This window comes from Pseudoalteromonas sp. SaAl2 (genome assembly GCF_052947895.1).
The window spans coordinates 2,138,963-2,164,106 of the sequence record NZ_CM129605.1 but is presented as its reverse complement, the minus strand read 5'-3'; the positions used below and the strand labels follow the sequence as shown (position 1 = coordinate 2,164,106).

The window sequence follows — 25,144 nt, the reverse complement described above, 5'->3', positions numbered from 1 at the left end:
GCTTTTTTATACCTAATATAAACACATGAAATTATATGTTTCCTCAATATATTAGCTTTAATTGGATAAAAAATGATTAAGAATCTGGTGATTGCAATAGTGGCTGTGCTAATTAGCGGGTGTAGTAAACCTGAAATTGCATATTCAAATATAGAACAGATGGATCAGCAGTTAAAAATACAAAATGTATTCTTACAGCCTCAAAGAATGCCAACATCTGCAAACTCAATCGCTCTGACTCAGCTACCATTCTCTGAGCAGTATTTAGAACAGCGTCATACTATTTATAAATCATTAAGAGCGTTGACGTTGGACGAAAATACCCAACAATTAGCTGATTATTTAAGCATCAGTGAGCGCTTTCCCGCACGCTATTTTCCATGGCCCTCTCAAGTGAATGTGGTTGAGAATATGCTAAATAATAATGTGCCACAGCAGCAAATTTCCGATTGGATTGACTTTACAGCCGGACAGCTTTCATTAGGCTTACAGAGTAAACTTAAACTCAATAAAGTAGAATTGGCAGAATTTCACTTACGTTTGACTGAGCTTAAAAGTCGGGGTGATTTAACAGAAGTCTTAACTAAGTCTTTAAATAGCTTTGATACCTATTTACAGCAATATACACCAAGAGGCAGTGTTGGTTTACATGGCTTACCTAATGGCGCACCTTGGTATCAAAGTAAGCTAAATTACTTTGCGGGAAAAACTGATGCACCTCTGAAGTGGCTAGTTAAAATTCAAAACCAATTAGCAGACATAAATGATAAGCCGTTCAAATTACCATTACAACAAGGACATCGCCAGTCAGTATTAGAGCAATGGCTTGAAAGTAAATCGCTTGATATGGCCTCAGGGCTTGACTGGTCACAAGGTTATTATAATTTACCTTTGTCCGCATCACGCGCTCTTCAAAGTATGTCTGATGATGAAAAGTACTTTTGGTTGGCAATGATGGAAACCGATATAGGAATTCACTATCATGCATGGACGTTGCAACAAGCAAAGGTTAATTTATCAAAAAGGTTAAACTTATCATCAGAATCAGCACAGTATTTAGTACATGATATTGTTTTTTATCCTGCGTTTAGCTTTTCTTTTGCAAGTTTATTGAAAGTGGATTAACTAGCGTTAGCCTGGTTCGCAATTTCTACAGCGTTGATTAGCAGGATCTGCTAAAAGACGCTGTGCATCAATTTTTTCTTCACAGTCACAGCAATACCCATACTGACCTATTTCAATCTGACAAATTGCTGCCTCTAATTTTTCTAAACGAAGTATAAGCTCACTGTATTCTGAGCCCAGTTGTTTCTCTGCCAATTCTAGCCAATGTTCAGGACTGCTTGTTTCAAGAGTAAGTAGAAGTGAATGATGGGCTAGATTATTTGATTGTGCGAGAGCCGCCAATAGAGATTGACGTTTTAAAGCAAGCTCACTATTTAAACGTGCTAAAATTTGCTGTGATTGGTACATGGTTGGCCTTCCTCACTGAATAATGAAAGTATTATCCATAAATTCAGTGAGGCGAAATATGATATGTATCAATTTAGGGTGCGATTGCGTATTTCTTTAATACATCAGCGACATCTACTTTGGTTTTTAAACGTCTAATTTCATCAAATAAAGCATGTGCTTGTTGATACTCACGTTTCAAATAGCCGAGCCATTGCTTAGTACGAGATGCAAAATATTTTTCATCTTTAGTTGGGTCATGATGCATCGATGAATGAATTATATGATAAAGAATGTGTTCCCATTGTAAACCTTGGTACTGCTCACCATTAATCTGTGCTTTAATCTTTTTTGCTAAATCAGGGTGTGAAAGCGCACCTCGTCCAAGCATGAGATCAGTACAGCCACTCCTTTGCTGACATAACAATGCATCCGATACTTGCCATATTTCGCCATTGGCTACAACATCAATTGCTTTACCCTCAATTAGTGGAGGAATTTTTTCCCAATAAGCCGGTGGGTTGTAGCCATCACGTTTAGTGCGAGCATGAATAGCTATACTGTTTGCACCTGCGCTAACAACAGCATCGACGATTTCTTGGCTATTACTATCATCATCAAAGCCTAAACGAATCTTGGCACTTACTTGATGCTGAATTGGTACAGCATCACGTACAGCTTTAATAATTTCATACATGTGCTCAGGATCTTTCAAAAGCACTGCGCCGCCTTTACTTCGGTTTACTGTTTTTGCTGGGCAGCCAAAATTTAAGTCTACGCCATGAGAACCCAGCTCAATGACCTTAACTGCATTTTCTGCAAGTGCCTCAGCAACTTGACCTAATAATTGGATACGTACAGGTGTGCCGGCGCGAGTAAAACCATTATTTTGCAATTCAGGGCAGTAGCGATTAAATACTTTATCAGGTAAGCAAGCATCAATTACTCTGACAAATTCAGTTACGCACAAATCAAAGCCACCAATATCGGTAAGTAATTGGCGCATTTTAAAATCGACTACGCCTTCCATTGGTGCTAATACTAATTTCATTGAGTGTAACTTTATTTGTAAAAATGGTGGCGTAGTTTACCTTGTCCGTTTAAATTGATAAATCACTAATAGCTTTATGTGTACAATAAAAAAATAATATTATTTTCGTCTTTTGTGAAAGTTATTCTTTTATGCTGGGTCTATTAAGTATACCCGTTGAGTAAAAATAGAGAGTTAGATTATGAACACAGTAAAAAATAATTCAATCGCATTAACATTAGGTGCAGTAGTGATCACTGGTGCAAGTTTAGTATCAACAAATGCACAAGCCAACCCTTTTGAGTACCAAGAACTCGTTACAGGTTATCAAGTAGATGCCACTGAAGGGAAATGTGGTGAAGGAAAGTGTGGTGGTGATGCAAAGACAAAAAACGCTAAAGCTAAAACTGAAGGTAAGTGCGGTGAAGGCAAGTGTGGTGGCGATGCTAAAACAAAAGATGCTAAAGCTAAAACTGAAGGCAAGTGCGGCGAAGGCAAATGCGGTGGTGATACTAAATCAAGCGATAAAAAAACTAAGAAAGAAGGTAAATGCGGTGAAGGCAAATGTGGCGGTAGCCACTAACCACTTCGCGATAGCATTAAGTTAATTCTATTAAAAAGGCCTTTGCGGGCCTTTTTAAATTAAGGAGTATCTATGGCAATAGCTAATAAAGATGAATTTGGTATGGTAGGGCTTGGTTTACGCCGAGAAATGTTGGATGAGCTACTTGTTCAAGTTCCAAAGCAAATTGATTTTATGGAAGTTGCCCCTGAAAACTGGCTAAAATTAGGAGGGCGATTTAAAAAGCAATTTAAGTTATTAACCAACGACCATAATTTTGTATGTCATGGCTTATCGCTTTCGCTTGGTTCTCCCGCGCCCCTTGATATTGATTTCGTCAAAGCGTTAAAAAGCTTTTTTATCGACCATGGTATCAAGCGTTATAGCGAACACCTAAGTTACTGTTCTGGCACTGGTCATATGTATGATTTAATGCCGATCCCTTTTACTGAGCAGGCAGTTAAGCACGTTGTGTCAAGAATTAAGCAAGTACAGGACATTCTTGAGCAACAAATCACGATTGAAAACGTTTCATATTATGCGGCGCCAGGCCAAGAATTAACTGAACTTGAATTTACCAACGAAGTTCTAGTCCAAGCTGATTGCAAACTTTTGCTCGATGTAAATAACATTTACGTAAACTCGGTTAATCATGGCTATGATGCACTTGGGTTCTTACAAGGGTTACCTTGTGAGAGAGTTGACTACGGTCACGTGGCGGGGCATTACAATGAGGCTGATGATTTGATTGTTGATACACATGGTGCAGATGTAATTGATCCAGTTTGGCAACTTTTAGATAAAGCATATGAATTTCATGGTGTATTTCCTACTCTATTAGAACGAGACTTTAATATCCCGGCTATGGATGTGCTAGTCAATGAGCTTGATATTATAACCCAGCTGCAAGCTAAGCACGGTGTAAGTAAACAAAAGCGAGCTTAACATTATGAGTTTTCAAGATATTCAAAATACCTTTATGGCCCACATTCGACAACCTGCAAGCCAGCCTGCTCCAAAAGGGATTGAAGAGCGTCGTATGGCTATTTACCGTGACTTATTTTTTAATAATATTGAAGGCTTTATTACATCGGGTTTTCCTGTATTAAGAACACTTTACTCAACTGATGATTGGAATACTTTAGTAAGGCGATTTTTTGTTGAACATGATTGTGTATCACCTTATTTTTTAGATATTGCAGGGGAATTTGTTAATTACCTTAGTCATGGCTATGTAAAAACAGCCACCGATCCGATTTTCATGATTGAGTTGGCGCATTACGAATGGGTTGAACTTGATGTGTCTATTTGCCAACAAGATGACAATGAGATTTTAATAAACACAGCACTGGCTGTAACGCCTTTGTATTTTAGCCAAACAGCACGTAATTTAAGCTATCAATTTGCAGTTCAACAGATAAGTGTTGATCACCAACCGACAACACCAAGCGGCCAACCAAATTACTTTGTAGTTTATAGAGACCTTGACGATGACGTACATTTTTTGACAACTAACCCGATGACTGCGCTTTTGTTATCGCTGATAGAAGCATCACCCGCCATTAACTTTGAACAACTTTGTCATCAGGTTATTCAACATGCGCCTCAGTTTAGTTATGAGCAAGTTAGTTATGGGGCTAATGAAACACTACAAGCGATGGCTAACAAAGGCGTGATCGTGACAAAAAATCAAGCTTAAAGGCTTTAATGATTATTTTACATGGACTATTATGTGCGCTTTAAAATGTCGCGCTTAATAAAGGTAGTACCATGTCAGAAGATAAAGATTTTAAAGACCCATTTAATGCAATGTATTTCCTAGCATTTTTAGCAATTTTTGTTGGAATTGGCTGTTTGAACGCAATTTTGGGCTGGGTAACCACAGTTTCTTAATTTGTTTATCTAGTTTTTGGGCTGCTACTGCAGCCTTATCTTTTAATTAGTTAACTTCTTACCGACAACCGATATTTCTAGTGTTATAATTGCTGGCTTTGTAATATAAACAATCAAATAGCTTAAATTATGACTACTCCTTCTATTATTAAAGACAGCATTACCACTATTGCAGATTACCCGAAAGCTGGCATTATGTTTCGCGATGTAACTACGTTAATGGCTGACCCTGCTGCATTCCAAGCTACAATCAACGCATTCATAGACGCCTATAAAGATCAAGGTTTTACTAAAATCATTGGTACAGAGTCGCGAGGCTTTATTTTTGGTGCGCCGCTTTCATACGCATTAGGCATTCCGTTTATTCCTGTACGTAAGCCAGGTAAATTACCTCGCGCTGTTATTTCTCAAGATTACCAACTTGAATATGGCGAAGATGTGCTTGAGCTTCATACAGACGCGATAGTACCTGGCGATAAAGTCCTTTTAGTTGATGACTTATTAGCTACGGGTGGTACGATTGAAGCAACAGCAAAATTAGTCAATAAACTTGGTGGCAATGCAACTGATGCTGCCTTTGTTGTTTCGTTACCAGAATTAGGTGGTGAGCAACGCATTGAGAAAATGGGGATTAACATCCTTAAATTGGTTGAATTCGAAGGCGAATAATTAAATGAGTTACCAAGTCCTAGCGAGAAAATGGCGTCCTCAGACCTTTCACGAATTGGTCGGTCAGTCACATGTGAAACAAGCGCTTGTTAATGCGTTAACACAAAACCGACTGCACCATGCTTATTTATTCACTGGGACTCGCGGAGTGGGTAAAACCACCATCGCGCGTATATTCGCTAAAAGCTTGAATTGCGACGAAGGTATTTCGTCTGAGCCTTGTGGCCAGTGCAGTAGTTGTAAAGATATCGAATCTGGCCGCTACATCGATTTGCTAGAAATAGATGCTGCGTCTCGAACAAAGGTCGAAGATACTCGTGAAATTCTTGATAACGTGCAATACGCACCAACTCGCGGTCGTTATAAGGTTTACCTTATCGATGAAGTGCATATGCTTTCTAAGCACAGCTTCAATGCGTTATTAAAAACCCTTGAAGAGCCACCGGAACACGTAAAGTTTTTACTTGCGACCACTGATCCACAAAAATTACCGGTGACTATTTTATCACGTTGTTTACAGTTCAATCTAAATGCATTGTCGCAATCTGAAATCTTGCAACAACTTGAGTACGTGTTGGGCGAGGAGCAATTGAGTTTTGAAACTCAAGCATTACAGATTATAGCCAAAGCCGCTGATGGCAGTATGCGCGATGCGCTTAGCTTGACCGATCAAGCTATTGCCCAAACAAACGGCAATATACAACACCAGTCAGTGCAAAACATGTTGGGCTTAATGGATAACCATTACAGTCAGCATTTATTAGCTGCGTTACTAGCTCAAGATGGGGCATTGTTAATGACCCAAATAGAGCAAATTGCGAGTCAAAATCCACAATATAATGCTCTTCTTGATGACTTAATTGGTTTAACACACCTTATTCAGTTAACTCAACTAGTGCCTGATGCAGCTAAGCTAGATGAGTATAATGCAGAGTTTATCCAGCAAGTAGCGCAAGCAAGCGACAGCCAACAAATACAAATTTACTATCAGTTATTACTTAACGGTAAAAAAGATTTGCAGTGGGCACCTGAGCCGCGTCTTGGTTTTGAAATGATTATGTTAAGGTTGCTTGCCTTTGTGCCAGCCGGTACTTCGTCGACGCAAGCATCACCAAGCACAGTGCAATCGGTACAAAACAAGGCAGGGCGAGCGAGTGCACTTCGCGATATTATTAATAAAAATAAAGTGGTGCAGCAAACCCCAAATGTTGATACAACAAATAGTGATGTACAGCCATTAAGCAGTGATGTAAATTCAGCTGATAAAATGCAGCCTGATAATAAAGCTACAGCGGACAATCAAGTAGAGCATCAGAACACTAATGAACAAGGTATTGAACACGTATCACCAGTAAAAAAAGTAGATGCTGCACAAACATTACCAAACACTGAAGTTACCCACAGTGATGAACACGCTCAACGGCAAAGTCAAGATGATGCCTATCAACAGCACAGCAACGCTGAACAAACGTTAGCGTCACAGTTTGATGACATCATGAGCAGCGCTGTAGATCAAGGCTTTAATGATCAAACCCAAGCAGTTCAAGTTGAGCCTCAAGCTAATAGCCATAATAGCGAACCGCACACCTCAATTGCACAACAAGAGTCACAAGCACAATCAGCCATAGCGCGAATTCTACGTGATAGAAACATATCTGGCGCAGGTAAGTTGTCTGGTGCGAATATTAATAGTACCCAAACCACAGAGCAACAAGTTACGCATGCTGAGCAAAATAGCTCTAAACCTGAGCTTCATCAAGCACCATTGTCTGAGTCACAGCCACAACAGGCAGCACAGCTCAAATCAGCGGCTATCGATGCGCCGCCTTGGTCGAATGATGACTCAGGCCAAACCATAAAAAAGCCAGCGCTCCCAGAGACGGGGAGCCAAACACGCTCAGATAATCAAATCGCAACAAAAAAAGTAGACTTTAAAGAAAAGCATCAAACAATTACCGAAAATTTGGCGCCTGAGTTACTTGAGCAAATTAACCCTCAAAAAAAGCCTGAAAAAAGTTGAACAAGAGCCTAGCATTCCGGTTCCTGATGATTTTCAGAGCCCAATTAGTGAAATTAGATTTGCTCATCAACAAGATGAATGGGCTTATTTAATCAAGCGAATGGGCCTAGGTGGTAGAATGCGCCAATTTGCGTTGCATTCTATTTTTACCAAACAAGGTAATAATTTACATATCGACGTGGATGAGTCACAAAAGCATCTCGATACACCAATGCTAAGACAAAAACTCGATGCAGCGCTTTCTAGTATTTATGAGCATAACGTCACACTCAGTATTAATTTTGCGCAAGGGGTAATTGACTCACCGTATTTAATACAGCAAAAAATTGATGTTGGGCGTCACCAACAAGCAATTGATGTGATTAACTCAGATGAAAATATAGTGCAATTTCAGCAGCTATTTTCAGCAATTATTGACGAAAACAGTATCCAGGCATTGTAATTAGTTACAATAGCCCTTATCTTCATGACAATTAAAGATTACACAAAGAGAGAGAATTATGTTTAAAGGTGGAATGGGTAACATGATGAAGCAAGCGCAGCAAATGCAAGAGCGCATGCAAAAAAGCCCAAGACGAAATCGCCACTATGGAAGTAGTTGGTGAAGCCGGTGCAGGTCTAGTAAAAGTAACCATGCTTGGTAATCACAATGTACGCCGCGTTGAGCTTGATGAAAGCTTAATGGAAGACGATAAAGACATGATTGAAGACTTACTTGCCGCGGCATGTAACGATGCTGTTCGCCGTGTAGCAGAAGAGACTCAAGAGCGTATGGGTAAAGTAACGGGCGGTATGCAATTACCACCAGGTATGAAAATGCCATTCTAAGGTAAATAATGCAACTTTCACAAAGTTTAAGCCAACTCATCGAAGCACTGCGCTGTCAGCCGGGCATAGGCCCAAAATCAGCGCAGCGCATTGCGTTTCATTTACTTGAGCGTGACCGCAAGGGTGGTACGCAACTTGGTAATGCGTTAACAAAAGCGATGAGTGCCGTAGGGCATTGCCAGTCGTGCCGTACTTTTGCAGAGCAACCACAATGTGAAATCTGTTTAAGTCCAAAACGTCAAGATAGCGGCATTTTATGTGTGGTTGAATCACCCACTGATGTACTAGCCATTGAGCAGACTGGGCAATACAAAGGTTTATACTTTGTGCTAATGGGACATCTATCACCGATAGATGGTATTGGCCCCAATGAAATAGGCCTTGATATTCTTGAAAAAAAATTAAGCCAAGGCGGCATTAATGAAGTGATTTTAGCCACCAACCCAACAGTTGAAGGCGAAACAACCGCTCATTATATTGCCCAGCTTTGTCATCGCTATAAAGTGGAAGCATCACGTATAGCCCATGGTATTCCAGTCGGTGGAGAGCTTGATTTATTAGATGGCATGACCTTAATGCATGCATTTTCTGGCCGAAAAGCGGTTAGCCAAGAATAGACTTTATGCTTAATTATAAAAGCCCGCGCTTATTAACGATGAGCGCGGGCTTTTTTATTTGCTTTGTTTTGATTTAATAAGAAACCTTTTTTAATTTATCCCTTGAAGTTCGAACGGCGCGCCCCATATTAAGTGCATAACGCAGACAATTTGCTAATTGGAGATTTACACAATGACTGCAGCACAAAAAGAAACATTAGGCTTTCAAACAGAAGTTAAACAACTATTAAACCTAATGATCCATTCACTTTATTCAAATAAAGAAATATTTTTACGTGAGCTTGTGTCGAATGCCTCAGATGCGGCTGACAAGTTACGCTTTTTAGCGCTTTCAAATGGTGACTTATACCAAGGTGATGCGGACTTACGTGTTCGTATCAGTGCAGATAAAGATGCAAAAACAGTGACAATTTCAGATAACGGTATCGGTATGACCCGTGACGAAGTTATCAGCTCACTGGGAACCATTGCAAAATCAGGCACTGCTGAGTTTTTTAAAAATCTAACTGGCGACCAAAGCAAAGATTCGCAGTTAATTGGTCAATTTGGTGTTGGTTTTTACTCAGCGTTTATTGTGGCGGACTTAGTAACTGTTCGTACTCGTAAAGCCGGCGAAGAAAAAGGTGTTGAATGGCAATCACAAGGTGAAGGCGAATACACCCTAGAAGAGATTGAAAAAGAAGGCCGTGGTACAGACATTATTTTACACCTTCGTGAAGACGAAGCAGAGTTTGCTGATGAGTGGCGTTTGCGTAGCATTGTCACTAAATACTCGGATCACATTTCTACACCGGTACAAATGTATAAAGCAGAAGTACCTGAGTCTGAAGGTGAAGATGGTGAGAAAATCCCAGCTGTTCCAGGTGAGTGGGAAAGCATTAACCGCGCTACAGCACTTTGGACGCGTGATAAGTCTGAAATATCAGAAGATGAATACAAAGAGTTTTATAAGCATGTAAGTCATGACTGGGAAGAGCCGCTAAGTTGGGGTCACAATAAAGTTGAAGGTAAGACTGAGTACACAAGCCTGCTTTATATCCCTAAAAAAGCGCCTTTCGATTTATGGAACCGTGAGCGTCAAAGTGGCTTAAAACTTTACGTACAACGTGTATTTGTAATGGATGACGCTGAGCAGTTTATGCCAAGCTACCTACGCTTTGTAAAAGGGTTACTTGATTCAAACGATTTACCGCTGAACGTATCACGTGAAATCTTACAAGATAACAAAGTAACACAAGCTATTCGCAAAGGGTGTACTTCACGTATTTTAAAAATGCTTGAACGCATGGCGAAAAATAAAGCCGATGATTACCAAGTATTTTGGAATGAGTTTGGCCAAGTAATGAAAGAAGGTCCAGCTGAAGATGCGACCAACAAAGAAGCGATTGCTAAATTACTACGTTTTTCTTCAACCCATACAGATGAAGAAGCTCAGAATGTTTCATTAGAGCAATACATTGAGCGTATGAACGAAGAGCAAGATGCGATTTACTATGTTGTTGCTGATTCGTTCACCGCAGCTAAAAGCTCACCACACTTAGAGATCTTCCGTAAGAAAGGTATCGAAGTATTATTAATGAGTGACCGTGTTGATGAGTGGATGATGAGCCACTTAACAGAGTTTTCAGAAAAACCGTTCAAATCAATTACCCGAGGCGATCTTGACCTAGGTAACTTGGATGATGAAGAAACGAAGAAAGCACAAGAAGAGTCAGAGAAAGAAGTAGAAGGCTTAGTTGAACGTATTAAAACAGCACTGGGTGATAGCGTAAAAGACGTACGCTTTACACATCGTTTAACGGACTCACCAGCATGTGTGGTTGCGGATGACAACGACATGAGTTCACAAATGCAAAAGCTAATGGAATCAGTAGGTCAAGCGGCTCCTGAAGCAAAACCAATTTTTGAGCTAAACCCTGAACATCAACTTGTGAAGCATTTAAATGTTGAGCAAGACGAAGACAAATTTGCGCAGTGGTCGCATGTGCTACTTGATCAAGCCTTGCTTGCAGAGCGCGGTACATTAAAAGACCCAGCGGGTTTTGTGACTCGATTAAATAAATTAATGTTAGATATGAGCAAGTAATTGCTAAATTAAGCATTTGATTGAAAAAGGGGCGAAAGTCCCTTTTTTGCATTCTACGGCTAGTTAATTAGTATAAGTTGCTTGAGTATCTGTGGCGCTTATGGAAGAATTCAGGCTTTAAAAATAAATATTACTGAACTGCTTTTTCAGTTTGGTATCAACCGAGGACAATGATATGCGCATTATTCTTTTGGGCGCGCCGGGTGCAGGTAAAGGTACTCAAGCTCAGTTTTTGATGGACAAATACGGTATTCCGCAAATCTCTACTGGTGATATGTTACGTGCAGCGATTAAAGAAGGCACGCCACTGGGTTTAGAAGCTAAAAAAGTAATGGATGCGGGTCAGTTAATTTCTGATGACATCATCATTGGTCTAGTAAAAGAGCGCATCGCCAAAGATGACTGTGAAAAAGGCTTCTTGCTAGATGGTTTCCCTCGTACGATCCCGCAAGCTGACGCGATGAAAGAAAATGGCGTAGTGGTTGATCACGTTATTGAGTTTGACGTAGCTGATGAAATCATTGTTGAACGTATGGGGGACGTCGTGTTCATCCTGGCTCTGGTCGCGTTTACCACGTTGTTTATAATCCGCCAAAAGTGGAAGGTAAAGACGACGTAACCGGTGAAGATTTAATTATCCGCGCCGATGATACTGAAGAAACAGTTCGTAAACGTTTAGGTATATACCATGAGCAAACAATGCCATTGGTTGATTATTATCAAGCAGAAGCGAAAGCGGGTAACACCCAGTACCATAAATTAGATGGTACTCAAGCAGTTGAAGCGGTAAGTCAACAGCTTGGTGAATTGTTAGGCTAATAAACGTCTAAAGTAAAAAACCGCCAAATTTGGCGGTTTTTTTCTATCTTTACTATTTTAGTAAACCATGGTGGCTTAAAGCGCGTTCATTGCGTTGATCACAGCATCATAGTTAGGCTCTTTTGATAAATCATCAACAAGCTGCTTATACACAATTTTATGTTCACTGTTTAAAACAAATACAGCACGGGTAAGAAGTCCCATATCTTTAATGATCAACCCATAATTTTGACCAAAGTCACGCCATACTGAATCAGATAAAGCGGTAACTTTATCTATATTCTCGGCTTTGCAAAAACGCTTTTGTGCAAAGGGTAAGTCAGCACTGATAGTAAGCATCACAATATTGGGAAACTTATCGGCCACCTTTTCATTGAAGTGTTTGGTTTGAATACTACACACTCCGGTATCTAGGCTTGGCACAACACTAATAAGTACCGCCTGACCTTTATAGTCATTTAATGTTATTGGTGAGAAAGAGTCATTGACAACTTTAAAATTAGGCGCTTGTTGCGAAACTTCAACCCCAGTACCAAGTAGTGTAATTGGTTTTGATTGAGCAGAAACTTTACCTGCATCTAGGCTATTTTCGGCTAGATTAGCCGCAAAAGTCGCAGAACAAAATGTACATAATGCAAAAGTGATTAAACGAAGCATAAGGTATTTCCTTTAGAGTTAACGCAATTGCGCTCAGTGTATTATAATCAACACAGAGCACCAAGGATTTATACTGCGTAATTAGTTTTCACAATGAAAGCATTATTACAGCTATCAATACCTGACTACAGAGAGTTATTAATATTTAGTTAGCTTTTACCTTGCGCTAAGTGACAATATACGAATTTAGAATTGTAAATGCTGGTTACATTGATTAACATAATGCAGTAATAAATGTTTATTAGCTGACAAATAATAATAAAGGAAGGTTGTAAGCTTAGCTGTATACAACTGAAACAACAGAGAGAAGTTATGTCAACATCGGTACTAATTTGTGATGACTCAAAGCTAGCGCGACGTCAACTGGCACGTTCGTTACCTGATGATTGGGATATCAAAGTTGAGTTTGCCGAGGATGGTGTTCACTGTATCGAGCAAATCAAAGCGATTCAGCCCGAAATACTATTTCTTGATTTAAATATGCCGCAAATGGATGGCTATGAAGTACTGCAAGCCATTCAGCAGCAGTCATTGTCGGTATTGACTGTTGTTGTTTCTGGTGATATTCAGCCAAATGCTCATCAACGAGTGCTCGACTTAGGGGCTATTGATTTTATCCAAAAGCCTTGCGACGCGCAAAAGCTTGCCGACATCATTGAGCATCACGGTATTAAAGACAAAGCGATGCGCGAGCGTCTTGCTCATCAGCTTGGTGAGCAGGTTGACCCGGATGTAAGAGATATATACCAAGAGCTAACGAATGTTGCTATGGGGCAAGCTGGGGACTTGCTTGCCCGTCTTCTTAATGTATTTGTTGAGCTCCCAATTCCTAATGTGAATATCCTTGAAGTGAACGAACTCGATATGGCTCTGCGTTCTATTGATGCAAATGCCTCAACATCGGGTGTATGCCAAGGCTTTATTGGTGGTGGTGTTTCAGGGGAAGCTCTTTTATTATTAAATGATTCAAGCTTTAAAGAAATTGCTTCACTAATGAATTACCAAGGTGAGCTAAATAATAAAGTTGAGCTTGAGCTGTTAATGGATATCAGTAATATCTTAATTGGCGCTATTTTAACAGGGCTATCACGTCAATTAGATATGACATTTAGCCAAGGCCACCCCGTAGTATTAGGCCAACACTGTGATGTATCCGATTTAGTGAAAGCTAATAAATCCCGTTGGCAACGTACCTTAGCAATAGAGATAAGCTACGGTATTGAAAACCATAATATTAACTGTGACCTTATGCTGTTATTTACCGAAGATTCACTTAAAACTTTGAAATACAAAGTTGCTTACCTACTAGAAGACTAACATTATGCCAGCAGCTGATTTTAATATGAATGAAATCCATTGGTTAATGGATATGTTTAACACCGTCGATGTCGGTTTAGTGGTGCTCGACCGTGACTATAAAGTGTGTATTTGGAATGGCTTTATGGAAAATCACTCGGGTATGTTGCCGAGTGCGGTTAAAGATAAAGATTTATTTGATTTATTTCCGTCTATCGATGAAAAGTGGTTTCGTAGTAAGTCAGAATCCGTATTTGTTCTAAAGAATCGCTCATTCACTATTTGGGAGCAACAGCCGTATATTTTTCGCTTCAAAAACTATAGGCCAATCACAGGTAAAGCGGATCATATGTACCAAAATGCGACTTTTATCCCGCTATCAAATACCATGGGGAGGTAAGTCACATCTGCGTTATCCTATATGATGTAACAGATGAAGCGGTAAATAAAAAAGAGTTAGAAGACGTTAACCGCAAGCTTGAACAAATGAGCCAAACCGATGCATTAACCCAACTGAATAACCGCGGCCATTGGGAGAACACATTACGGCAAGAATTTTTACGCATAAAACGTAATTCAGGTATATGTACTTTATTGATGTTTGATATTGATCACTTTAAGAAAATCAATGATGAATATGGTCACCGTTGCGGCGACGAAGCATTACGTCATATTGCCGACTTACTGCGTAAAACCTTGCGAGAAACGGATATCGCAGGACGTTATGGTGGCGAAGAATTCGCTGTAATTCTACTTGATAGTGATAAAGAAGGTGCTGAGACTTTTGCTGAAAGGTTACGTAGCCTAATTGAAAATTCATCTATTTATTTTGATGAACGACAAATTAAAATGACGGTTAGCATTGGCTTTGCTAGCTTTGATGACAGCTTTGAACGTTATGAAAAATGGATTGAAGCAGCTGATAAAGCCCTTTATGCGTCCAAAGGTAATGGCCGAAACTGCATTACCGATTACAAGAACCTATAAAAGTGACGCATTGGCGTCATTTTTATTCTGTGCTGTGCCTCGAGTCATCTAGCGGGCACTGGCCAAGGATACTCACATCACCCGTTTGTGATTGCTGCTCTAACTTAACTTTAAAGCCCCATAGTCTATAAAGGTGTTTCAACACTTCATCTTGCGATTTTGCTAGCGGAATGTTTTGATGTGGAACATAGCGCAAAGTTAATGAGCGATCACCACGCACATCCACATCAAAAACCTGTATATTTGGTTCAAGATTACTCAAATTATATTGCGCAGATAACGCTTCACGCACTTTGTGATAGCCACTGTCATCATGTATAGCTCCTACTTCTAAGGTCGGGTCTTTTTCATGATCAATAATAGTAAAGAGTTTAAAGTCGCGGATCAGCTTCGGAGATAAAAACTGACTAATAAAGCTTTCATCTTTAAAGTTCTGCATTGCAAAATGTAGCGTATCCAGCCAATCACTTCCGGCATATTCAGGAAACCATTGTTTATCTTCTTCGGTAGGGTTCTCACAAATCCGACGAATATCAATCATCATATTAAAACCCAGAGCATAAGGGTTAATACCTGAGTAATACTGGCTATTATAGGGCGGTTGATACACCACATTGGTATGACTTTGCAAAAACTCCAACATAAATGAATCTGTAAGCTTACCTTCATCATATAAGTGATTCAAAATAGTATAATGCCAAAACGTTGCCCAGCCTTCGTTCATGACTTGAGTTTGTTTTTGCGGATAAAAGTATTGCGATATTTTGCGTACAATGCGAATAATTTCTCGCTGCCATGATTCTAATAATGGCGCGTTTTTCTCAATGAAATATAAAATGTTTTCTTGTGGCTCAGAAGGGAAGTGTTGCTCTCGCTTTTTTGTTTCCTGCTGATGTGTTGGAATTGTACGCCATAGCTCATTGACTTGAGATTGCATATATTCTTCACGTTCCTGCTGGCGCTTTTGCTCCTCAAAAAGTGAAATTTGCTGAGGTCGTTTATATCTGTCAACGCCATAGTTCATTAAGGCATGACATGAATCAATAAGGTTTTCTACATCATCGATACCATATTTTTCTTCACAGCGAGCGATATAATTTTTGGCAAATAATAAATAGTCGATAATAGAGCTGGCATCAGTCCACGTTTTAAATAAGTAATTGCCTTTAAAGAATGAATTGTGGCCGTAACAAGCGTGAGCCATTACCAACGCTTGCATGGGAAGGGTGTTTTCTTCCATTAAATAGGCAATACAAGGGTCTGAGTTAATAACAATTTCGTAGGCAAGACCCATTTGCCCACGTTTGTAGTTTTGCTCGGTCTGAATAAACTTTTTACCATAAGACCAATGACTGTATCCAATAGGCATACCCACACTTGAATAAGCATCCATCATTTGTTCTGCGGTGATCACTTCAATTTGGTTAGGGTATGTATCTAAACGATAATGCTCGGCCACACGCGCAATTTCGTCTTGATATTGCTGCAACAAATCAAACGTCCAATCAGGACCATCACTTATTCGTTTATCGGTCATATAAATACCTCGTTGCGAAATTTATGCTGCACCTTGATGTTGACGACTTTTCTTAAATAGCTCGCGGAAAATAGGGTAAATGTCTTCAACAGATTTAATATGTTGCATGGCAAAGTTATCATGACTTTGGCTAATAGTTTGATACTCTCGCCAGAGGCTTTGATGTGCTCGGGTGGTGATTTCTATATAAGCGTAATAACGCACATCTGCGAGCAGTTTATTACGTAAAATTTCAGAGCATTGAGGTGAGTCATCAGCCCAATTATCACCATCGGATGCCTGCGCTGCGTATATGTTCCACTGCGATGTGTTGTAGCGGTTCTTTAATTATCTCGTTCATTAATTTAAGCGCACTTGAAACAATTGTACCGCCCGTTTCTTGGGAGTAAAAAAACTCTTGCTCGTCCACTTCTTTTGCTTGGGTATGATGGCGTATATAAACCACCTCTATGTCTTTATAGCTACGGGTTAAAAATTGATACAGCAAAATATAAAACCGCTTAGCCATGTCTTTGGTCGCCTGATCCATTGAGCCTGATACATCCATAATACAGAACATCACGGCCTTGCTGGTGGGGTGAGGCTGTTTTTCATAGTTACGAAAACGTAAATCATAATTATCTATAAAAGGCACTGCTTTTATTCGCAGCTCTAATTGCGCAATTTCTTGCTCCAACAAGGTTATTGCAGCTAAATCGGGCTCTGCTTCTGCTAGCAGTATGGCAAGTTGTTCGTTAAGCTCGTTTAAGCGGCGTTTTTTACTGGCGCTCATAGCGACGCGTCTGGCTAAGGAGCCTTGTAATGAACGAACAATATCAATATTACTGGGCATACCATCGCTGCAAAACCCCGCGCGGTGAGTTTTCATTTGCACTAATTTATCAAGCTGGTTCTGCTGTAAATTGGGCAGCTCTAAATCTTCAAACAGTAAATCTAGGTATTCATCTTTTGATATTGAAAATACAAAATCATCTTGGCCTTCACCTGAGTCACTTGCTTCGCCTTCACCAGCGCCACCACCTTGCCCCCCTTGCGGGCGTTGTATTTTATCCCCGGTAGAGAATTGGTCATTTCCAGGATGTATTTGTTCTCTATCGCCCCCTTGCCTTGATGAAAAATAGGCTCACTAATATCTCGTTGCGGAATCGAAATATTTTCGCCACTGCTGGTGTCAGTAACACTGCGTTTGTTAATTGCATCAGCCACCGCTTCTTTTATTTGCTTTTTATAACGCCTGATAAATCGTTGACGATTTAACGTGCTCTTGTTTTTACCGTTCAGGCGACGGTCTATAAAATGCGCCATAGAGACCCCCTAAAAGTACATCAGTCGCTTACTATTGTGATTTACGAACGCGTAAGTACCACTCAGATAGCAAGCGAACTTGTTTTTGGGTGTAGCCTTTTTCGACCATGCGATTGACAAAGTCTTCGTGTTTTTTCTGATCTTCTGCTGAGGTTTTAGCATTAAATGAAATAACGGGTAATAACTCTTCGGTATTTGAGAACATTTTTTTCTCAATTACAGTGCGCAGCTTTTCATAACTGGTCCAAAGCGGATTTTTACCATTATTATGGGCGCGTGCCCGTAATACAAAATTGACTATTTCATTACGGAAATCTTTCGGGTTAGAAATACCCGCTGGTTTTTCAATCTTTTCAAGCTCGGCGTTAAGCGCTGCCCGGTCAAATAATTGGCCGGTGTCTGGATCGCGGTACTCTTGATCTTGAATCCAAAAATCGGCGTAGGTGACATAACGGTCAAATATATTTTGGCCATATTCTGAATAGGACTCTAAATACGCGGTCTGCAGCTCTTTACCGATAAACTCAACATATTGAGGAATGAGGTAACCTTTTAGATGACTCAGGTAGCGTTCTTCTACGTCAGCAGAGAACTGCTCACGCTCAATTTGTTGCTCAAGTACGTAAAATAAATGCACCGGGTTGGCAGCAACTTCAAGAGTGTCAAAATTAAATACCCGAGATAAAATCTTAAACGCAAAGCGGGTAGAAAGCCCAGTCATGCCTTCGTCTACGCCGGCATAATCACGGTATTCTTGATATGATTTTGCTTTTGGATCAGTGTCTTTGAGACTTTCACCGTCATAAACGCGCATTTTTGAATAAATACTCGAATTTTCAGGCTCTTTTAAACGCGACAAGGTGGTAAATTTAGCTAACGTTTCGAGTGTGCCAGGCGCACATGGCGCATTGTAGAGCTCACTGTGCTCAAGCAGTTTATTGTAAATTTTGATCTCTTCAGAGACTCGCAAGCAATAAGGGACTTTGACAATATAAACCCGATCTAAGAATGCTTCGTTATTTTTATTATTTTTAAAGGTTTGCCATTCAGACTCATTTGAATGGGCTAAAATCATCCCATTAAAGGGCAGGGCACTAATGCCTTCGGTGCCGTTGTAGTTACCTTCTTGGGTTGCTGTTAAAAGTGGGTGCAGCACTTTAATAGGCGCTTTAAACATCTCAACAAATTCCATTAAACCTTGATTCGCAAGGCACAATGAGCCTGAATAAGCGTAAGCATCTGGATCGCTTTGGGCAAAATGCTCCAACTGACGAATATCCACTTTACCTACCAGAGCAGAGATATCTTGGTTGTTTTCATCGCCGGGTTCAGTTTTTGCAATAGCAATTTGATTTAAAATTGAAGGATAGCGTTTTACTACTCGAAACTGGCTAATATCACCATTAAATTCATGTAGTCGTTTAGTTGCCCATGGCGACATAATGGTTTTTAAATAACGCGGCTTAATACCGTATTCTTTTTCTAGTAGTTCGGCATCTTCGTTAGCATCAAAAAGGGCGAGTGGGTGGTCGTTTACTGGCGATCCCTTAATTGAGTAAATCGGAATTTGTTGCATTAGGTATTTTAGTTTTTCAGCAATAGAAGACTTACCGCCCCCAACTGGGCCAAGTAGGTAAAGCACCTGTTTACATTCTTCTAAGCCTTGGGCGGCGTGTTTTAAATAAGACACAATTTGTTCTATCGCATCTTCCATACCATAAAAATCATTAAAGGCGGGGTAACGAGCAACAACGCGATTAGAAAACAATCGACTTAGCCGGGCATCAGTTGAAGTATCGACCATGTTTGGTTCACCAATAGCCATGAGTAATCGTTCAGGCGCGCTGGCGTAGGCTGCTTTGTCTTTTTTACAAATATCGAGAAACTCTTCGATACTGTACTCTTCTTCTTTTGCTGCTTCGTATCGTGATTGATAATGCTCAAATATACTCATAGTAGAAACCTCCGAAAACCCGCTAAAAAAACCAGTTTTGAATGAAAGAAAAAGCAAAGGTTAATTTAAGGGTAGTCACGATTTTGATTCTTTGCGCAATAAAATTAAGAATTTAATTGAAATATTCTCACAGTGATCAGATTTAGTAATGAGTACGTATTAGGCACTAAATGCCAGCTATAAAAAAAGACGCCGTAGCGTCTTTTTATCGATTTATAACTAATTGTTTAGTTAATTATGCGAAGTTTGCGTTTGCAAATTCCCAGTTAACTAGTGACCAGAAACCTTTTAGGTAGTCTGGGCGCACGTTACGGTAATCGATGTAATAAGCGTGTTCCCACAGGTCAACTGTAAGAATAGGTGTAACACCTTCTTCAGTTAGTGGAGTTGCAGCGTTAGATGTATTAACGATGTCTAAAGTGCCATCAGCAAGTTTAACTAACCAAGTCCAGCTAGAGCCGAAGTTGTTAACTGCTTTATCATTTAAGGCATCTTTGAATGCGTCGAATGAGCCCCATTTAGCATTGATAGCATCAGCAACCGCGCCCGTTGCTTCGCCACCGCCGTTTGGAGATAGGCTGTTCCAGTAGAAAGTGTGGTTCCAGATTTGTGCAGCGTTGTTAAATACGCCACCAGTTGAAGAACATACGATTTCTTCAAGTGATTTACCTTCAAACTCAGTACCTGGGATCAAACCGTTAAGTTTAGTTACATAAGTGTTGTGGTGCTTGCCATGGTGAAACTCTAAAGTTTCTTGTGAAATATGTGGCTCAAGTGCATCAATTGCATATGGTAGTGACGGTAGTTCAAATGCCATTTTTTATCTCCATCTTCTTTTGGTTGATAGTCCAAATAGTAATAGTTAATACCCGCACAAACAGGGTCGTTACCTATACCAAATGGGATTATAGTGTTACTATAATTGTTGAGTATTTTACTCAAGTTTTAGCAAACAGCAATGCCAAACAGCGTTGCAAATGCAAGACTATTTCGATTGTGGCTTTATTTGCCCACTTTAAGATACATATATGAGGCTAAATGAAAATTTTTCAAGCCATGAATATGTTCAGCTATCGTCACTTTGAGGTTGTAGATGGAAACCATTGATAAAATTAAACAGCAAATTTCTGAAAATCCAATTATCCTTTACATGAAAGGATCGCCTAAATTACCAAATTGTGGTTTTTCTTCACAAGCATCTCAAGCACTTATGTCATGCGGTGAACCGTTTGCTTATGTTGATATTTTACTCAACCCTGATATCCGTGCTGAACTTCCAGCATATGCTAACTGGCCTACATTCCCACAATTATGGGTTGAAGGCGAGTTAATCGGTGGTTGTGACATTATCATCGAAATGTTTCAACGTGGTGAATTACAACCATTGATCACAGAAACAGCTGCAAAATATAAAGAAGCAGACGCAGAATAATCTGCTCGCGAATGCTTAAAGGCCGCACTTTATTGCGGCCTTTTTTATTGCTTATTTGGTAGGACTACATGCACGCTGAGACCGCCATAAGGCTGATTATGTAAGCTAATTTGACCATGATGTGCCTCAACTATTTCACGGCATAATGCCAGCCCTAAACCACTGCCTGTCGCTTTGGTGGAATAAAACGGGATCAATGCATTAGCCATCACTTGTTCACTCATTCCTTTACCCTGATCGCTGATTGTTATGCGCGTGCAATTTACATCCTGTGATAAGTTCACGTGTATATGCTCGATGTCTGAATCTGACTCATGGGCGTTTTTTAATAAGTTGATTAATAGTTGCTCGATTTGTGTGTGATCGGCATAGGTAGTTACATCAGCTTGTGCATTCAAACAAAATGCCCATTGATTCTGTAACTGTTTTAATAACTGTGGCCAATTAATGCGAGTAAGTTGTGGGGTGGGTAATTTGGCAAACTTACCGTACCCCTGGACAAACTCATTTAAGTGTTTAATACGCTCTTCAATCGTTAAAAATACCCGACTGAGCCTAGGCTCATCGACTTTTTCACTGAGGATTTTACCACTGTGTAACATGGACGACATAGGGCCGAGAGAGTTATTAAGCTCGTGGCTGATGATGCGTATTACTTTTTTCCATACTTCTACTTCTTGGCGGCTTAATTCACGGGTTAATTGTTTAAACACATATAAAGTATGATACTGATTATTAAGTAGCAGCTTGCCGGTTGATAAATGCCAAGTTTGTGATTCTTGCTGCTGGTTATCTATCGTAAATAGCCCGTCAACTTCTCGCTCCAGAGCGTGAACTAGCTGCGGGTTGGCACCGTCTAAAAGGTGTGTCAGCTGACTTCCTTCAAGCGCACTTTGTGCATTGAGTAAGTCTCTGGCACTGTGGTTACTGTAAACAATAAAGCCTTGGTCGTTTTTTAAAATAACCGCTTGCGGTGAGCTTTGTAGTACTTTATCTAGCATCAGCTCACGCTGGTAAATCCATTGTTTTTCTTGGCGTAGTTGCTTTGCCGTTTGGTTATATAGTTGGCATAAATCGCCAATTTCATTATTACTGTTATAAGCAAGCAGTGATGAAAGCTCGCCATCTTTAAAATTCAGTAACCCAGTCTCTAATGAGTGTATGCCTTTCACTAAAGGACTGGCCAAACGAAAGGCAAAATAGCTACTAATGATAATAGCTATAACACTAAAACCAACAGCTAAGGGCCATGAAAGTTCTGTTATCCAAGCAATTAACCAGATAGGGAGTAAACTGGCAACGGCACAAATAATGATGAGTTGCTGAGCGAGGCTAAAACGCAGAGTATTGCGGGTCATTAATAGTCAATCTCAAACTTTTGTAAACGACGATAGAGCGCTTGGCGGCTCATTCCAAATTGCCTCGCCACTTTGGCAATAACCCCATGATGTTGATGCATAGCATCTTCAATTTGCTGTTTCGTTACTTGGGTTTTTACAAGGGGGCTTGCTGGCGTACTCGTTTGCAGCGCAAAATCAGCTAAGTTAATAATACCCTCCGGATTAAGAACCGCAGCGCGTTTGCAGGCATTTTCAAGTTCACGCACATTACCAGGCCAATGGTGTGCCAGTAATGCTTGTTCTGTGTCTAGGGTAAGCTCACGGTTATTTAAAAAATGTTGCGCAAGCGGTAAAATATCATCGGGTCTTTCAGCGAGGCTAGGTAAATTAAGCTCGATTACATTGAGCCGATAATATAAATCTTCTCTAAATCTACCATTCTTAATTGCTGTGTGTAAGTTCTCGTTGGTGGCAGAAATGACCCGCACAGTGACTTTGCGAGTGTGGGTTGAGCCTAAGCGCTCAAATTCACCGGTTTGCAAAACGCGGAGTAATTTCATTTGCCCAGACAGTGGCAAGTTGCCAATTTCATCTAAAAACAGGGTACCACCATCAGCCGCCTCAAAGCGGCCAATCCGTTGTTTTGTAATCCCTGTATAAGCGCCAGCTTCTGCACCAAATAATTCGGCTTCAATAAGTTCATCGGGTAGGGCACCGGCATTTACCGTGATAAAAGGCTGATCATGTAATAACGAATTTGCTTGAATAATTTGCGCTATGCGCTCTTTACCGCTGCCGTTTGGGCCTGTGATCAGCACCGATGCATCAGACTTTGCTACCTGAATAGCCATAGTTAAAATACGTTCCATGGCGGTGCTTTTATATACCAAGCCGACTAAGTCTGCATTGTTTAGGTTGGCAGTTCGCTCTTGCTGGTGGCGCTGGTAGGTTGCGTTTTCTTGTTTAGCTTTACCTAATTCGATTAAATTATTTACACAGGTGAGTAATTTACTATCATCCCAAGGTTTTGGTAGGTAATCGGCGGCGCCTGCTTTTACTAGCTCTATTGCGGTTTCAAGTTCAGTCCAAGCGGTTATCAAAATAATCGGTAAATGGGGGTTGATAGCACGTAACTGGTAGAATAATGCTTTGCCTTCCTCACCTGAGGTGGTATCTGCGGTGAAGTTCATGTCTTGGATCACTAAGGAAATCCGTTGGTATTGCACGGTTTGTATTGCTTCAAATGGGGTCGCAGCTGTCACTACAGCAAAGTCATGTATCTCGAGCAGTAATGATAGCGCCTCTAAAATGGCAGGGTTATCATCAACGATAAGTATTTTTTCCATGTGTGTTTAATCGCTGTTTTTATTATGTACTATTTTTATTAAGTAATGAGTGAAAATGCTACACCGTGTTAAGTCAGTGTAGCATAGGTTGGGAGTCGCTTTATATTGTTCTTGTTGCGATACTTGGCGATATATTCGCTGCGCGTTTAGCGGGCCCTAATACTGCCAGAAGGCTCATAATAAGCACCATAATTGCGGTAATTGCAATATAGCTCGATGGTAAAGCGGCTATCGAAAAGTGTTGCATCAAAAACTGACCTAGCAATAATGCGCAAATGACACCGAGGACTAAACCCATAGTACAAATCAACGCATTCTCAACTAGAAAGTAATTAATAATGGCTGATTTTCTCGCTCCAAGTGCACGCCGAGTGCCTATTTGTTTAGTCCGTTTACTGATATTAAACAAGGTTAAGCCAAAAATGCCCAGCGCCGTGACTAGCACTAATATAGTGATGAGTACAATGAGCATACGCATCATAAGTTTATCCGCAGCCATATATTGATCTTTTAACTCATCGAGTCCTCTAATGTTATTAATTACGCGTTTGCTGTAATTTTTAAGCATCAGGTTTTCGATATCTTTCATCACAGCATCGCGTTGACCAGGCTTTGTTCTAACGGCAAATTGAGCGTAAGTTTTAGCCTGAATATAAGGAATAAGAGCCACATTATTTGGGTGTGAGTCTTTTAACCACGGGCCTTTCATTGGCGCTGTAATACCTATTATTTTTAGCGGTAAGTCACCAAAATAAATGGTTTTACCTAGTGCATCTCCCTCAGAAAAAAGCTCATTGGCTAAAGCCTTGGTCACGACAGTGACATTGGTTGTTCTATCTGTTGGTGAATTTGTAATGAGTACTTCAGCCTCAGTAAAATTACGCCCAGCAATTAATTTTACGCCATATGTGTCTAGGCCGTGCTCATCAATAAAAAAATAAGCGGTGCGCACACTTTTGCTTTCTTGTGGTGCCGGCTTTAAATTAAAGCTAGAAGCGCTACCGCTGCCAGATAACGGAATACTGCTACTTTGCGCTGCACTTTCGACCCCTGGAAGGGCTCTTATCATAGCTTCATCTAACTCAAACTGTTGACTTAAATCGACATCTTTACCAAAGGTCATCACATTAAATTTAAACAAGTCTTGCTCTGGATAGCCTGTTTCTTGGTTTAAAAAAGCAATTCTATCTTGAATAATAAATGCTGCATTACTAACAATAGCTGTGGTGATAGCAATTTGAATAAGTAAAAGTATTGCGCCAACCTTTGAGCGGCAAAGGGCATGAAATATCGGTTTTATCTCTAACATGATTA

The 25,144-nt window shown here is 40.2% G+C and carries 18 protein-coding genes and 6 pseudogenes; 14 read left to right on the top strand and 10 right to left on the bottom strand.

Annotated features, from left to right (window positions below):
• Nucleotides 1–72 precede the first annotated feature (72 nt).
• Complete coding sequence (locus ACU8V8_RS10380; RefSeq protein ID WP_446887414.1) at nt 73–1,125, top strand: hypothetical protein; 1,053 nt, start codon at nt 73–75, stop codon at nt 1,123–1,125.
• A 6-nt stretch (nt 1,126–1,131) separates the two neighbouring features.
• Here ACU8V8_RS10380 and ACU8V8_RS10375 read toward each other — a convergent pair whose 3' ends face one another.
• Both ACU8V8_RS10375 and ACU8V8_RS10370 read right to left on the bottom strand, forming a co-directional pair.
• Entirely contained in the window at nt 1,132–1,473 is a 342-nt protein-coding gene (locus ACU8V8_RS10375) for a TraR/DksA C4-type zinc finger protein (RefSeq protein ID WP_446887413.1), read from the bottom strand.
• Between the two features lie 73 nt (nt 1,474–1,546).
• Complete coding sequence (locus ACU8V8_RS10370; RefSeq protein ID WP_446887412.1) at nt 1,547–2,503, bottom strand: tRNA-dihydrouridine synthase; 957 nt, start codon at nt 2,501–2,503, stop codon at nt 1,547–1,549.
• A gap of 181 nt (nt 2,504–2,684) precedes the next feature.
• Between ACU8V8_RS10370 and ACU8V8_RS10365 the strand changes: the two are divergent.
• The 10 genes and pseudogenes from ACU8V8_RS10365 to adk form a co-directional block, all read left to right on the top strand.
• Nucleotides 2,685–3,056 (top strand): annotated as a pseudogene (locus tag ACU8V8_RS10365) (HvfA family oxazolone/thioamide-modified RiPP metallophore); the annotation flags it as partial.
• 81 nt (nt 3,057–3,137) lie between these two features.
• The gene (locus tag ACU8V8_RS10360; protein ID WP_446887411.1) at nt 3,138–3,989 is read left to right on the top strand and encodes an HvfB family MNIO-type RiPP peptide maturase; all 852 of its coding nucleotides are present in this window, start codon (nt 3,138–3,140) and stop codon (nt 3,987–3,989) included.
• Nucleotides 3,990–3,993: 4 nt separating this feature from the next.
• Nucleotides 3,994–4,743 carry an HvfC family RiPP maturation protein gene (locus ACU8V8_RS10355; RefSeq protein WP_446887410.1) on the top strand — a complete coding sequence of 250 codons (750 nt, stop codon included), beginning with the start codon at nt 3,994–3,996 and terminating at the stop codon, nt 4,741–4,743.
• Nucleotides 4,744–4,814: 71 nt separating this feature from the next.
• Nucleotides 4,815–4,937, top strand: a complete 123-nt coding sequence (locus tag ACU8V8_RS10350; protein WP_446887409.1) for a hypothetical protein — start codon at nt 4,815–4,817, stop codon at nt 4,935–4,937.
• 129 nt (nt 4,938–5,066) lie between these two features.
• Nucleotides 5,067–5,606, top strand: a complete 540-nt coding sequence (gene apt, locus ACU8V8_RS10345) for an adenine phosphoribosyltransferase (RefSeq protein WP_099297043.1) — start codon at nt 5,067–5,069, stop codon at nt 5,604–5,606.
• A 4-nt stretch (nt 5,607–5,610) separates the two neighbouring features.
• A pseudogene (gene dnaX, locus ACU8V8_RS10340) lies at nt 5,611–8,068 on the top strand (DNA polymerase III subunit gamma/tau).
• Between the two features lie 58 nt (nt 8,069–8,126).
• A pseudogene (locus tag ACU8V8_RS10335) lies at nt 8,127–8,454 on the top strand (YbaB/EbfC family nucleoid-associated protein).
• Nucleotides 8,455–8,462: 8 nt separating this feature from the next.
• Entirely contained in the window at nt 8,463–9,071 is a 609-nt protein-coding gene (gene recR, locus ACU8V8_RS10330) for a recombination mediator RecR (protein ID WP_446887408.1), read from the top strand.
• 172 nt (nt 9,072–9,243) lie between these two features.
• A complete protein-coding gene (gene htpG / locus ACU8V8_RS10325) occupies nt 9,244–11,157 on the top strand; it encodes a molecular chaperone HtpG (protein WP_446887407.1) in 1,914 nt (637 codons plus the stop codon).
• A 175-nt stretch (nt 11,158–11,332) separates the two neighbouring features.
• Nucleotides 11,333–11,976, top strand: a pseudogene (gene adk, locus ACU8V8_RS10320) (adenylate kinase).
• A gap of 75 nt (nt 11,977–12,051) precedes the next feature.
• Here the strand turns inward: adk and tpx are convergent.
• Nucleotides 12,052–12,633 (bottom strand): thiol peroxidase, encoded by a 582-nt coding sequence (gene tpx, locus ACU8V8_RS10315; RefSeq protein WP_446887406.1) that lies wholly within the window; start codon nt 12,631–12,633, stop codon nt 12,052–12,054.
• Nucleotides 12,634–12,945: 312 nt separating this feature from the next.
• Here tpx and ACU8V8_RS10310 point away from each other — a divergent pair, with 312 nt between their 5' ends.
• Together ACU8V8_RS10310 and ACU8V8_RS10305 are read left to right on the top strand one after the other, a co-directional pair.
• Nucleotides 12,946–13,950, top strand: a complete 1,005-nt coding sequence (locus tag ACU8V8_RS10310; protein ID WP_446887405.1) for a response regulator — start codon at nt 12,946–12,948, stop codon at nt 13,948–13,950.
• A gap of 4 nt (nt 13,951–13,954) precedes the next feature.
• A pseudogene (locus ACU8V8_RS10305) lies at nt 13,955–14,916 on the top strand (diguanylate cyclase).
• 22 nt (nt 14,917–14,938) lie between these two features.
• On the opposite strand, the gene ACU8V8_RS10300 reads toward ACU8V8_RS10305, so the two are convergent.
• The 4 genes and pseudogenes from ACU8V8_RS10300 to ACU8V8_RS10285 all read right to left on the bottom strand — a co-directional run bounded on the left by ACU8V8_RS10300 (nt 14,939) and on the right by ACU8V8_RS10285 (nt 20,529).
• On the bottom strand, nt 14,939–16,453 hold the full coding sequence (locus ACU8V8_RS10300; RefSeq protein WP_446887404.1) for a SpoVR family protein: 1,515 nt from the start codon (nt 16,451–16,453) through the stop codon (nt 14,939–14,941).
• Nucleotides 16,454–16,474: 21 nt separating this feature from the next.
• Nucleotides 16,475–17,758 (bottom strand): annotated as a pseudogene (locus tag ACU8V8_RS10295) (YeaH/YhbH family protein).
• 31 nt (nt 17,759–17,789) lie between these two features.
• Nucleotides 17,790–19,712 (bottom strand): PrkA family serine protein kinase, encoded by a 1,923-nt coding sequence (locus ACU8V8_RS10290; protein WP_446887403.1) that lies wholly within the window; start codon nt 19,710–19,712, stop codon nt 17,790–17,792.
• 235 nt (nt 19,713–19,947) lie between these two features.
• Complete coding sequence (locus ACU8V8_RS10285) at nt 19,948–20,529, bottom strand: superoxide dismutase (protein WP_446887402.1); 582 nt, start codon at nt 20,527–20,529, stop codon at nt 19,948–19,950.
• Between the two features lie 276 nt (nt 20,530–20,805).
• Here ACU8V8_RS10285 and ACU8V8_RS10280 point away from each other — a divergent pair, with 276 nt between their 5' ends.
• Nucleotides 20,806–21,144 (top strand): Grx4 family monothiol glutaredoxin, encoded by a 339-nt coding sequence (locus ACU8V8_RS10280; RefSeq protein WP_016709200.1) that lies wholly within the window; start codon nt 20,806–20,808, stop codon nt 21,142–21,144.
• A gap of 44 nt (nt 21,145–21,188) precedes the next feature.
• On the opposite strand, the gene ACU8V8_RS10275 is transcribed toward ACU8V8_RS10280, so the two are convergent.
• From ACU8V8_RS10275 to ACU8V8_RS10265, 3 genes are all read right to left on the bottom strand, one after another.
• Nucleotides 21,189–22,502, bottom strand: a complete 1,314-nt coding sequence (locus tag ACU8V8_RS10275; protein ID WP_446887401.1) for a sensor histidine kinase — start codon at nt 22,500–22,502, stop codon at nt 21,189–21,191.
• Nucleotides 22,502–23,830 (bottom strand): sigma-54-dependent transcriptional regulator, encoded by a 1,329-nt coding sequence (locus ACU8V8_RS10270; RefSeq protein WP_446887400.1) that lies wholly within the window; start codon nt 23,828–23,830, stop codon nt 22,502–22,504. Before ACU8V8_RS10270 ends, ACU8V8_RS10275 begins: the two co-directional genes overlap by 1 nt.
• Nucleotides 23,831–23,930: 100 nt before the next feature.
• Entirely contained in the window at nt 23,931–25,139 is a 1,209-nt protein-coding gene (locus ACU8V8_RS10265; protein ID WP_446887399.1) for an ABC transporter permease, read from the bottom strand.
• Between the last annotated feature and the right edge of the window lie 5 nt (nt 25,140–25,144).